Origin of the sequence: Cryptosporangium arvum DSM 44712 (assembly GCF_000585375.1) — a bacterium.
GTDB classification, from domain to species: Bacteria; Actinomycetota; Actinomycetes; order Mycobacteriales; family Cryptosporangiaceae; genus Cryptosporangium; species Cryptosporangium arvum.
The window spans coordinates 4835657-4847092 of the sequence record NZ_KK073874.1 but is presented as its reverse complement, the minus strand read 5'-3'; the positions used below and the strand labels follow the sequence as shown (position 1 = coordinate 4847092).

Here is an 11436-nt window from a genome sequence, read left to right as displayed (position 1 = left end):
GTTCCCAGGAATTCCTATCGGACCCGGGCCGCAGTGACCGGATCGTTCCGCCGCGCGGCGTCATCGGGTCTTCTCCGCCGCCCGGTCCCACCCCCAGGATGACTCCATGACCAGCGCACTGATCGTCCTCGACGTCCAGGAATCGTTCCGGCAGCGGCCGCTGTGGGCCGCGGTGAGCAACCCGGCGATCGTCGAGCGGGTGTCCGCGCTCGTGGCCGCGGCCCGCTCCCGGGGGGACCTCGTCGTGTGGGTGCTGCACGCCGAACCGGGCTCCGACACGCCGTTCGACCCCGCCTCCGGGCACGTGCGGCTGATCGCGCCGCTCGCGGCCCGCCCCGGCGAGCCGGTCCTCACGAAGACGTCACGGAACGCGTTCACCACCACCAACCTGCAGCAACTACTCACCGAAGCCGGGATACGGCGGCTCGTGGTGACCGGAATCCAGACCGAACAGTGCTGCGAGACGACGGCCCGGCTGGCCGCCGACTACGGCTACGACGTCACGTTCGTCACCGACGCCACGGCGACGTTCCCGATCCCCCACCGCGACGCCACCGCGAGCGACCTCGACACGATCCTGGCCGACCCCCGCACGCTCGGCGTCGACGCGATCCTCGAGCGCACCGAGTACGCGCTGGCCGGCCGGTTCGCCCGGATCGCGTCCACCGGCGAGCTCGTGGCAAACTGACCGGATCGTGCGCCGGATCGTCTTCTTCCTCGTGCCGGGCCTGCACCTGCTCGACCTCGCGGGCCCGGCGCAGGTCTTCTCGGCCCTGCCCGGCCACGGGCACCCGGTCACGCTGCACTACGTCGCCGAGCACCCGCAGGTCACCAGCGCCCAGGGCGTGCCGCTGAGCGCGGAGGCCGGCTGGCCGGCGCTCACCCGCGACGACCTGGTCGTGGTGCCGGGCTGGCGCGTCCACGCGCACCCGGGGGCGGGGTGGACCACGCCGCACCTCGGAGCCGGGACGCTCGGGCGGCTACGTGCGCACCACGCGGCCGGCGGCACGGTGGCCAGCGTCTGCTCCGGGGCCGACGCGCTCGGCCGGGCGGGCCTGCTGGACGGGCGGCGCTGCACCACCCACCACGAGATCCAGCGCGAGCTCGCGCGCCGGCACCCGCGCGCCACCGTCGTGCCCGACGTGCTCTACGTCGTCGACGACCGGGTCGCCACCTCGGCCGGGATCGCCAGCGGCATCGACCTCGCGCTCGGGCTGGTCGCCGCCTGGCACGGCCCCGGCCTCGCGGCCCGGGTTGCCCGCGAGATGGTCGTCTACGCCCGGCGCAACGGCGAGGAGCCCCAGGAGAGCGCGTCGCTGCGCCACCGCGGGCACCTGTCCGACGTCGTGCACCGCGTCCAGGACCTCATCGACGCCCGGTTCGCCGACCCGCTCCCGCTGCGCGCGCTCGCCGACGCCGGAGGTGTGAGCGACCGCACTCTCACCCGCATCTTCGGCCGCGCGACCGGCCTGACGCCCCTGCGGTACCAGCAGTTGCTGCGCGTCGAGCGGGCCGAACACCTGATCGGGCAGGGGAGCACCGCCGACGCCGCGGCCCGCTCGGTCGGCTTCACCGACGCCCGCATGCTCCGCCGCCTCCGCGCCCGCGGGTAGCGGCGGACGCCGATCCGGACCGGAGCGGCCTACTGTGGAGCCGGCCGGGATGCCTCCGGCAGTGACTACGGCGTGGAGGTCGCACATGACCACCGTGTTCCGGTTGGACCGCGGAACGCGTGAACGCTACGGACAGCTCGTGCGGTTCCACCACGACCTGTTCGCCGACACCTGGGGCGACATCGCCCCGGTCGAGTTCGCCGCGGTGGCCTGGCGGATCGCCACCCCGCCGCTGGCCGCCACCCGGGCGTACGTGCGCTGGCACCGCCGGGTGCTCTCGGCCGAGGTGGTGCGCAACTCCTGGGACGGCACGCTGATCGCCCGGGTGCAGCTGGTCGCGCCGTCGCCGGTGAACCTCGGTGCGCTCCCGCCGGTGGCATCGGAGACCCCGCCGACCAGCCCGTTCGGCGACGACCGCATTCGCGAGGAGGGGGAGGGCGCCTGGCGCGGCTGGCCGAACACGTTCGGGCAGTTCGTCACCCCGGCCGACCGGGACCTGGCCCGCGGCCCGTTCCTGCGGGCCAGCGTGCTGGTGGAGGGGCCGCTGCCGCTGACCGGGCTGCCCGAGGCGCCGGAGGGGCCCGTCGAGGGATTCGAGCAGGACGCCGATCGGGCGGTGGCGGTGCTGGCGCGGGGGATGGACCGGCTGGTGGCGCCGATCGTCGCCGGGCTGGAGTCCTCCAGCGGCCCCGACGTTCCGCTGGACCGCTCGCCCTGACCGGGGCGGCCACCCACCCACGGTGGTTCGCGGAACAGCGTAATAACAAGCCCATACACCGATCCGCAGCCGCCGACGAACCTCGAGCACCGACGGGGGCGGGCGCGCTTCAGACGTGCGACACCAGTTCCTCACTGATTCGCCACAGGCGGGCTCGTACGTCGTCGTCGTAGGCCTGGGGGTCGGCGTGCGTCTCGCGTTGCCGGTCGTAGAACCTGCCGGTCACTCCGGCCAGCTCGCGACTGGTGGCCAGTCGCACGGTCGCCGCGACACCGGTCTCGAGGGTGTCGATCGTGGCGTGGGCCGGCACCATCTTCGTCGGCATCAGGGTGGCCGGGTGCAGGCTGTTCACGGTCACCTCGGTGGCGTCGGTCCGACCGGCCAACTCGAAGCCGGAGATGACCTGCGCCAGTTTCGACTGGCCGTACGCGCGGTCGCCGGAGTATCCGCGCTCGAGCATCAGGTCGTCGAAGTCCAGCCGCGCCCGGCTGAGCGACGCCACGAACACGATGCGGGCCGGTGCCGATCGACGCAGCAGCGGTAAGAGTTGCCGAGCGAGGAGGAAGCCGGCCAGGTAGTTGACGGCGAAATGCAGTTCGTGGCCGTCGGCGCTCACCCGCCGCTCCGGGTCGGGCGAGCCGAGGCCGGCGTTGCTGATGAAGACGTCGAGCCGGTCGGTCGCGGCGGACACGTCCGCGGCGAGCCGGCGTACCTGGCTCAGCTGGGACAGGTCGGCCCGCACGGTGCGCGGCGACCCGCCGATCTCCGCGGCGACCCGGTCGAGACGGGCCTGGTCGCGGCCGTGCAGGATCAGGTCGAAGCCCTCGGCGGCCAGCCGGTGCGCGACCGCCCGGCCCAGGCCGTCGGTGGCGCCGGTGAGGAAGACGGTTGCCATGGATCTACTCCTTTCCGGGATGCCGTGCCAGGTCCGCGAGCCCGGGAATGGGGTTCCCGGAGAGGGAGAGGTGCGGACGGCCGAGCAGTTGGTGGACCTTGCCTTCGGCTTCGGTGGTGAGCACGTGCTCCCAGCGCCCGGCCTCGGCGCGCGCGTTCGCGCTGGTCAGCCCGATGATGTTCACCAGCATGAGTTCAGCGAGGCGTCGTTTGCGGAGTACGGTGACCGCGCGCCGCCGGCCCGGCTCGGTGAGCTCCAGGCGCCGGTCGACCTGGACGGTGAGCAGACCGTCGCGTTCCATCCGGGCGACGGTCTCCGAGACGGTCGGGCCGCTCTGCCGGACCCGCTCGGCGATCCGGGCACGCAGCGGGACGATCGATTCCTCCAGCTCGAGGATCACGCGCAGATAGGTCTCCCTCGCGTTGAACAGCTCACTCACCAGAATCGCCTCGGGTCCTTCCGAAGATTGTCGCGGGGTCTAAGATCGATTATACGAAGATAATCGATTCTTGGGGTGGAGTTGGTGCCCGGCGGTGCTGCGCCTGGACATCGAGCGCGGCGACCTGGCCCGGGTGCGCGTCGCCGCGTCCCGGTGAGGCGCTCAGCGCCGAGTGGACCGCGTTTTCCGTCGCGGCGGCGGCGCTCGAACGGTCCAGATGACCCTGGTTGAGCGGGCGAGAGGGCCGAGACCATTCCTCGGGCTCGGGCTCGGGCTCGGGCTCGGGTCTCGGGCCTCGGCTCTCGGACCTCGGCCGCAGCCGGCCGGGGGGGGCATCACCAGGTTGCGAGGTATCGGGCATCGTGTCGGCCACGCACGGACCGCGGCGATCAGCGCCCGGGTCGGCCGGCGCCCGGGTCGGCCGGCATCCGGGGCCGGTGCGGTGACGCTCAGGTGAGGTCGGCGCAGGCCGCGTCCCAGCGGGCGCGGCGTGCGGTGGTGAGGTACTCGCTGTCGGCCGGTGGGGTGCCGCGGGCGTAGGCGAGCAGGTGCGCGGCCGGGGAGGCGAGCGGGTGCGCGGGCTGGGCGACGACGGGTTCGAGCACCGCGTCGGGGAAGCCCCAGAGCCCGAGCAGATAGGCGCTGGCCTGCGTGGACGTGCACCCGAACGCGGCGACCTCGACGGCGGCCCGCTCCCGGGGCCCGGCGGGGGCGTCCCGGAGTGCCGCCCACCCCGCGGGACGGGCGCTGACCTGGGCCAGCAGCCCGATGTCGCCGAGCACGCCGGCCAGGAAGACCGCGCTGCTCGCGCCGCGGTCCAGGCCTTCGGCGGACGCGAGGCGCCGGGCCCGTGCGGCGGTGCGCATGCTGCGGGCGGCGAGCGCGGCGAGGTCGAAGCCCGGGGGCAGCGGTGAGTCGGTGCGGTAGGCGCCGCTGGCCAGCGCGAGGGCCTGGAGGGTGTCGACGCCGAGCAGGACGACGGCCTCCTCGAGACTCTCGACGTGGCTGGGTGGGCAGAACAGGCCGGAGTTGACGAGTTTGAGCACGTCGGTGGTGGTGGCGACGTCGCGTTCGACGATGGCGGCGAGGTCGGCGGCGTCGCTGTCGGGGCCGGCGGCGATCAGGTCGGTGTACACGGTGGGGGGCCGGGGGAGTCGGGCGGTGGCGAGGAAGGAGCGGGTGCCGCGGGCGGCGGCGACCTGGTCGACGGCGGCCAGCAGGTCCTCGACCGGGCAGGGTTTGACCAGGAAACGGTGGGCGTCGGCGAGCACGGTCAGGAGCGTGTCGCGGTCGGTGCGGGCGGAGAGCGCGAGGCGGGCGTGCGTGCCGGGTGCGGCGAGCAGCCCGGCGAGCGGGGGCTGGGTGGCGTCGCAGACCAGGACGTCCACCGGGAAGCGGGCCAGTGCGTCGGCGGTGGTGCTCGCGAACTCCGGTTCCCAGCCGGGCCGGGCGGTGCGTAGGACACGGCGCAGGGCGGCCAGGGCGTTCGGCTCGTCGTCGGCGAACAGCACGCGTACGGCGGTCACTCCCACCTCGCCTATCCGTGGACCGCGATACTGGCTAAAGTAGGTCATCCGGGATAAAACGGCGTACTGGGGGCGCAGTGGCGCAGCGGATCCTCTTGGTGGACGACGAGCCGGGGGTGCTCGACGGGCTCCGCCGCACATTGTCCGCGAAATACCAGGTCGAAGCGGTGCTGAAGCCCGCGGACGCGCTGAGGAAGCTCGAACACGGCCGCGGCGGCTCGAACCCGTTCGCGGTCGTCGTCTCGGACATGATGATGCCCGAGATGACCGGGGCGGACTTCCTGCGCGCGGCGTCGGAGATCGCCCCCGAGGCGGTGCTGATCCTGCTGTCGGGCAAGGCCGACGTCCGCTCGACGATCCCGGCCATCAACACCGGCCGGCTGTTCCGCTTCATCGCCAAGCCGTGCAGCCCCCGTGACCTGCAGGCCGCGATCGACGACGCGCTGCGCCAGTACCAGGCCGGCAAGGCCGGCACGGACCTGCTCGAGAAGACCCTGTCGGAGTCGGTGAAGGTGCTCGCGCAGGCCCTCGCGATGGCCAGCCCCGAGACCGGCAGCCGGATCACGACGATCACCGAACTGGTCGGCGGCGCCGCGCGTCAGCTCGGGCAGTCGCACAGCTGGGAGCTGCGGATGGCCGCGCGCCTCTCCCAGCTGGGGCTGGTGTCGATCCCGGCCGAGGTGCTGCAGCGGGTCGAGGGCGGCATCGAGGGCAGCGCGGGGGAGAAGGCCATGTACCGCGCGCACCCGGACGTGGCGCGCAACCTGCTGGCGGGGATTCCCCGGCTGGAGCGGGTGGCGGACTGGATCGGGCAGCAGACCGCGGACGCGACCGCGCCGCCCCCGCGCGGCAACCCGGACCCGGACGACCGGGCCGAGCTGCAGCGGCAGATCTTCCTGGTGGCCTGCGAGTTCCTGGCGGCGAAGGACATCGGGGAGTGGCCACCGGAGTGCGCGGCCCGGCTGACCGGCGGCGGCCGGTACCGGACGGATGCGATCCAGGCGGTGTTGAAGACCGCACTGGAACGTGACGCGGCCCCGGACGCGATCTCGGTGTCGATCAACCAGCTCAAGGTCGGCATGCGCTTCGTCCGTGACGTGAAGGCCACGAACGGCGCGATCCTGGTGCGCAAGGGCGACCGGGTGACCGACACGGTGCGGGTGCGGCTGCAGAACTTCAAAACGTATGTCGGGGTGGTCGAGCCGCTGCGGGTGACGCCGATCAAGGACACGCTCTGAGGGCTGAACGTTTCGGTGGCCGGTCGGCGACCACGACGTTCAGCTCTCGGCCGCGCGGGCGATCGCGAGGCTCGCCGTGCGCACGGCGACGCGGGCGGCGACCTGCACGCCCTCGTCGTCGGGGGCGACCAGCGAGATGGCCCCCAGCAGATCGCCGGTGCGGCTCAGGATCGGGGCGGCGACGCTCGACACCGTGACCGGGCCGCGGCCGACCGGGTTGGGGCCGGTCACGGCGCAGACCCCGGCGGAGCGCACGGTCGCGAGCAGCTGACGGATGCGGGGCGGGTCGGCCGCCGCCGCCAGCGCTTCGTCGCGCACGTCGTCGGGGGCGTACGCGAGCAGCGCGATGCCGATGCCGGTCTCGGTGAGCGGGAGCCGCCCGCCGACGCGGTACTTCACCGCGGTCGCGTCCCGCGCCGACAGGCGCTCGACCAGCACGGCCTGCCGGCCGTCGCGGACGCCGAGCAGGATGTGCTGGCGGGTGACCTGGTGCAGGTCCTCGAGGAACGGCAGGGCCGCGGCCCGCAACCCGTGGCCACGGGGCGCGAGCGAGGCGATCTCCAGCAACTGCAGCCCCACGACGAAATCGCCGTCGCCGCGGCGTTCGAGGGCACCCACGGCGACCAGTTGCGTGGCGATCCGCGACGTCGTGGACTTCGGGAGCGCGGCGCGCGCGGCCAGCGCGCCCAGCGGCAGGGCCTGCCCGGCTTCGGTGAAAGCGCCGAGGATGCGGAACGCCCTCTCGAGGATCGGTTCGCCCTGGGCCGGCCGCCCCGAGCGGCGGGGCGGCGTACCACTCATCGGAACGCCTGCTGCGAGTCACGGGTCACCTCGCGCACCTTAATCGGCGTGACACACCACGTACTGATCGCCGGTGGAGGCCCGTCCGGGCTGGCCGCGGCGGCTGAACTCGCCCACCACGGGGTGGCGTCGATCGTCGTCGAGCCGCGCGCGGAGATCAGCTGGGCCCGGCCGCGCGCGAAGACCACGAGTGCCCGGACGATGGAGCTGTTCCGCCGCTGGGGTGTGGCCGAGGCGGTACGCCGGGCCGCGCCGCTGTCGGCCGGCTGGTGCCGGCGGGTGGTGTTCTGCGACTCGCTGTCCGGGTCCGTGCTCACCGAGTTCGACGACGTGTTCGGCCTGACCGCGGCCGAGGACGGGCTGGCCGCCGAGTCGGGCCAGCAGGTGGCGCAGCCGGTCGTCGAAACCGTGCTGCGTGACCACCTGCGGGCCGGGGGACTGGCCGACCTGCGCCTCGGCTCCCGGCTCGTGGGCTTCACCGCGTCCGGTGAGCAGGTGACCGGCGAGATCGAGCGCGCCGACGGGTCGCGTTACCGGGTCGACGTGGAGTACCTGCTCGGCTGCGACGGCGGGCGCAGCACCGTGCGGGCGGGGCTCGGCGTGGAACTCGTGGGTGACTCGGCGCCGCGGGCCAACCTCAACGCGGTGTTCCGGTCGAAGGACCTGCGACCGGCCCTGGGCGACGCGCTGCACTACTGGGTGCTGGGCGCCACGGTGCCCGGCGCGGTGGGGCCGCTCGATCGCGACGGCACGTGGTGGGCGAGCTTCGCCGGGGTCGGCGACTTCGGGTCGCTGATCGCGGGTCTGCTCGGTTCGCTCACCCCGGACATCGAGTTGCTGTCGACCGATCCGTGGACACCGCGGATGCTGCTGGCCGACCGGTTCGCCACCGACCGGGTGTTCCTGGTCGGTGAAGCCGCCCACGTCAACCCGCCCTACGGCGGGCACGGCTTCAACACGTGCGTCGGCGACGCGGTGAACATCGGCTGGAAGGTCGCCGCGGTACTCCAGGGCTGGGCCGGTCCCGGCCTGCTGGCCACCTACGAGCCCGAGCGGCGCGGCGTCGCGGAGCAGACCATCGCGTCCGCGGTCCGCAACCTGCGCGCCGATCTGACGCCCACCACGCTGCAGGAGACCAAGGCCGAGGAGTTCCACTCCCTCGGCCTGGTGCTCGGGTACTCCTACGGAGACCCGGCCCCCCTCGACGTGCGCCGGTACGTGCCGTCGACCCGGCCGGGCGCGCGCCTGCCCCACACCTGGGTGGCGCCCGGCCACGCCCTCTACGACGACCTGGGCCGCGGGTTCACGCTGATCGGTCCGCCCGGGCCGGACGTCGCGGCCCTCGCCGCGGCGGTCCCGCTCACCGTGCTACCCGGCGAGGGCCCCTACCTGCTCGTCCGGCCCGACCAGCACATCGCCTGGCGCGGCCACGACCTCACTGCCGTCGATCTGAAAGGACTGCTGTCATGCGGATAGCCACTCGCGCCGGCCGGACCGTCCTGGTCTCCCCGGACGGCGCCACGGCGGTGGACGTCGCGAAGGCCAGCGACGGGGCGTTCGGACCCGATCCGCGGTCGGTGTACGACGCCTGGCCCGAGTTCGTGGCCTGGGCCGCCTCGGTCGCCGGGGTGGCGGGGGATCCGTTGCGCCCCGACGAACTCGGCCCCCCGTCACCCGATCCGCGCCAGGTGTTCGCGATCGGCCTGAACTACCGCGACCACGTGCTCGAGTCCGGCCTGCAGATCCCGGCGTCGCCGTCGGTGTTCACCAAATTCGTCGGCAGTTTCGCCGGCCCGGTCGGCGAACTGGCCCTCCCCGCGGACACCGTCGACTGGGAAGCCGAACTCGTCGTGATCATCGGCCGGCGCGCCGACCGGGTCCCGGCCGGTGACGGCTGGTCGCGGGTGGCCGGTCTGACCGTCGGCCAGGACTACTCCGAGCGGACCCTGCAACTGGCCGGGGTGCCCCCGCAGTTCTCCCTGGGCAAGTCCTACCGCGGGTTCGCGCCCCAGGGCCCGTGGCTGGTCAGCCCGGACGAACTCCCCGACTCGCTCACCATCACGTGCACGATCAACGGCGAGACCGTCCAGCGCGGCACCACGTCGCAATTGATCTTCGGGATCCCCGAGCTGGTCGAGCGGCTGTCCGCGGTCGTGCCGCTGTACCCGGGTGACGTGATCTTCACCGGAACCCCCGCCGGTGTCGGCGGCACCCGCACCCCACCGCGGTTCCTACGCCCCGGCGACGTCGTCGAGACCTCCGTCGAGGGCATCGGAACGCTGCGTCAGCGCTGCGTGGCAACCTCATGAGCCTGCACCGCCTCACCGGCGTCACGCTCGGGGTGCCCGACGTGGCCGCGGCGGCAACCTTCTACACCGAGTTCGGGCTCACCCCGCTGGGCGGCGGGCGGTTCGCCACCGCGGACGGGGGAGAACAGCTGACCGTCACCTCCTCCGCCCGGCGCCGGCTGATCGCGCTCGGCGTCGGCGCCGACCACCCCGACGACCTGGACCGGGCCGCCCACGGTCTGAGCCGCCTGGGAATCGCCGCGGAGCGGACGGCGACCACGGTGCGGGCCACGGACCGCGGCACCCAGGTGGTGGTCACCGTCTCGCTCGCCCCGCGGCTGTCGGCGACACCGACGCCGCCACCGGCGGTCAACCGCCCCGGCGACGTGGCCCGCCCCGATGCCCGCGCCGACGCCGTGCTCCGCGACGGTCCCGTCCGGCCCCGCAAACTCGGGCACGTCGTCCTCGGCTCCACCGACCACGACACCTCCCACCGGTTCTTCACCGACGGCCTCGGCTTCCGGGTCAGCGACACGGTGCCCGGGGTCGCGGCGTTCCTGCGCTGCTCGACCGACCATCACAACGTGCTGGTCCAGCGCGCCCCGGTGAGCTTCCTGCATCACACCTCGTGGCAGGTCGACGACGTCGACGAGGTGGGGCGCGGCGCCTCGGCGATGCTCGAGGCCGACCCGGCCCGTCACGTGTGGGGGCTCGGCCGGCACGCGATCGGCTCGAACTTCTTCTGGTACCTCAAAGATCCGGCGGGCAACTTCGCCGAGTACCACTCCGACCTCGACTGCATCGTCGACGACGCGCTGTGGACACCCGAGGTCTGGGAGGGCGTCCGCTCGCTCTACCAGTGGGGACCACCGCCCCCACCGTCGTTCCTCGCCCCCGACGACCTCGCGGCCCTGATGACCGGGGCCCACTCCGTGTGAGGAGTACGCAATGACGCCTACTTTCGTTCCCCACTCCTACCCCGAACAGCAGGCCGACCTCGGTGAGGTGCGGCTGAACTACGCGACCGCCGGCTCGCCGGACAACCCGGCGCTACTGCTGATCCCCGAGCAGACCGGCTCCTGGTGGGTCTACGAGGACGCGATGGGCATCCTCGCCGAGAACTTCCACGTCTACGCTGTTGACCTGCGCGGTCAGGGCCGCAGCACCTGGACTCCGAAGCGTTACAGCCTCGACAACTTCGGCAACGACCTGGTGCGGTTCCTCGCGCTGGTGGTGGGGCGCCCGGCCGTCGTGGCCGGCAACTCGTCCGGGGGCGTGCTGGCCTCGTGGCTCTCGGCGTACGCGATGCCCGGACAGGTCCGCGGCGCGCTGTGCGAGGACCCGCCGTTCTTCGCGTCCGAACTCGTCCCCGCGTACGGGCACTCGATCCGTCAGGCCGCCGGGCCACTGTTCGCGCTGCTCCGCGACCACCTGGGCGACCAGTGGAGCATCGGGGACTGGGTCGGCTACTGCGACGCCGCCAACACGTCCTCGTCGCCGATGGCCGGCTTCTTCCGCGCCGACGAGATCCCGCAGCACCTCAAGGAATACGACCCGGAGTGGGCTCGCGTCTTCTACGAGGGCACCGTCGCGCTGCACTGCCCGCACGAACTCATGCTGACGCAGGTCAAGACGCCGGTTCTCCTCACGCACCACGCCCGGTCCGTCGATCCGGAGACGGGATCGTTGATCGGCGCCCTCTCCGACGAACAGGCGGCGCAGGCGCGGCGGTTGATGGAGTCGGCGGGGGTGCCCGTCGCCTACGAGTCGGTGCCCGACGCGCTGCATATGATGCACCAGTTCGAACCGGCCCGGTACGCGAAGATCCTCACTGAGTGGGCGGCGACCCTGTAGCCGGAACCAATTCGGGTCGTGCCTGCCGTCGTGGGGATGTTGAGGCCTGCGGCGGCCGTGGGGG

At 73.1% G+C, this 11436-nt stretch carries 11 protein-coding genes and 1 pseudogene; 8 read left to right on the top strand and 4 right to left on the bottom strand.

Going from position 1 to position 11436, the window contains the following annotated elements:
- Positions 1–106 precede the first annotated feature (106 nt).
- The 3 genes from CRYAR_RS21800 (at position 107) to CRYAR_RS21790 (ending at position 2331) form a co-directional block, all read left to right on the top strand.
- Positions 107–688 carry a cysteine hydrolase family protein gene (locus tag CRYAR_RS21800; RefSeq protein WP_035854410.1) on the top strand — a complete coding sequence of 194 codons (582 nt, stop codon included), beginning with the start codon at positions 107–109 and terminating at the stop codon, positions 686–688.
- Positions 689–695: 7 nt separating this feature from the next.
- Entirely contained in the window at positions 696–1613 is a 918-nt protein-coding gene (locus CRYAR_RS21795; protein WP_035854401.1) for a GlxA family transcriptional regulator, read from the top strand.
- 85 nt (positions 1614–1698) lie between these two features.
- Positions 1699–2331 carry a hypothetical protein gene (locus tag CRYAR_RS21790; protein WP_051570768.1) on the top strand — a complete coding sequence of 211 codons (633 nt, stop codon included), beginning with the start codon at positions 1699–1701 and terminating at the stop codon, positions 2329–2331.
- A 109-nt stretch (positions 2332–2440) separates the two neighbouring features.
- Here CRYAR_RS21790 and CRYAR_RS21785 read toward each other — a convergent pair whose 3' ends face one another.
- The 3 genes and pseudogenes from CRYAR_RS21785 to CRYAR_RS50280 all read right to left on the bottom strand — a co-directional run bounded on the left by CRYAR_RS21785 (position 2441) and on the right by CRYAR_RS50280 (position 5191).
- On the bottom strand, positions 2441–3226 hold the full coding sequence (locus tag CRYAR_RS21785) for an SDR family NAD(P)-dependent oxidoreductase (protein ID WP_035854393.1): 786 nt from the start codon (positions 3224–3226) through the stop codon (positions 2441–2443).
- Between the two features lie 28 nt (positions 3227–3254).
- Positions 3255–3668 (bottom strand): annotated as a pseudogene (locus CRYAR_RS21780) (metal-dependent transcriptional regulator); the annotation flags it as partial.
- Positions 3669–4114: 446 nt separating this feature from the next.
- Positions 4115–5191 (bottom strand): HDOD domain-containing protein, encoded by a 1077-nt coding sequence (locus CRYAR_RS50280; RefSeq protein ID WP_051570766.1) that lies wholly within the window; start codon positions 5189–5191, stop codon positions 4115–4117.
- 77 nt (positions 5192–5268) lie between these two features.
- On the opposite strand from CRYAR_RS50280, the gene CRYAR_RS21770 reads away from it, so the two are divergent.
- A complete protein-coding gene (locus tag CRYAR_RS21770) occupies positions 5269–6429 on the top strand; it encodes a response regulator (RefSeq protein WP_035854384.1) in 1161 nt (386 codons plus the stop codon).
- 39 nt (positions 6430–6468) lie between these two features.
- On the opposite strand, the gene CRYAR_RS21765 is transcribed toward CRYAR_RS21770, so the two are convergent.
- A complete protein-coding gene (locus tag CRYAR_RS21765) occupies positions 6469–7230 on the bottom strand; it encodes an IclR family transcriptional regulator (protein ID WP_035865722.1) in 762 nt (253 codons plus the stop codon).
- Between the two features lie 48 nt (positions 7231–7278).
- On the opposite strand from CRYAR_RS21765, the gene CRYAR_RS21760 reads away from it, so the two are divergent.
- Genes CRYAR_RS21760 through CRYAR_RS21745 form a run of 4 tightly spaced genes read left to right on the top strand, consistent with a single transcriptional unit; the run spans position 7279 to position 11372 of the window.
- Positions 7279–8706 carry an FAD-dependent monooxygenase gene (locus CRYAR_RS21760; protein WP_211247575.1) on the top strand — a complete coding sequence of 476 codons (1428 nt, stop codon included), beginning with the start codon at positions 7279–7281 and terminating at the stop codon, positions 8704–8706.
- The gene (locus CRYAR_RS21755) at positions 8697–9539 is read left to right on the top strand and encodes a fumarylacetoacetate hydrolase family protein (protein ID WP_035854379.1); all 843 of its coding nucleotides are present in this window, start codon (positions 8697–8699) and stop codon (positions 9537–9539) included. The genes CRYAR_RS21760 and CRYAR_RS21755 overlap by 10 nt, the downstream gene beginning before the upstream one ends.
- Positions 9536–10456 (top strand): VOC family protein, encoded by a 921-nt coding sequence (locus CRYAR_RS21750; protein WP_035854377.1) that lies wholly within the window; start codon positions 9536–9538, stop codon positions 10454–10456. The genes CRYAR_RS21755 and CRYAR_RS21750 overlap by 4 nt, the downstream gene beginning before the upstream one ends.
- A gap of 10 nt (positions 10457–10466) precedes the next feature.
- The gene (locus CRYAR_RS21745; RefSeq protein WP_035854374.1) at positions 10467–11372 is read left to right on the top strand and encodes an alpha/beta fold hydrolase; all 906 of its coding nucleotides are present in this window, start codon (positions 10467–10469) and stop codon (positions 11370–11372) included.
- Positions 11373–11436: the final 64 nt, after the last annotated feature.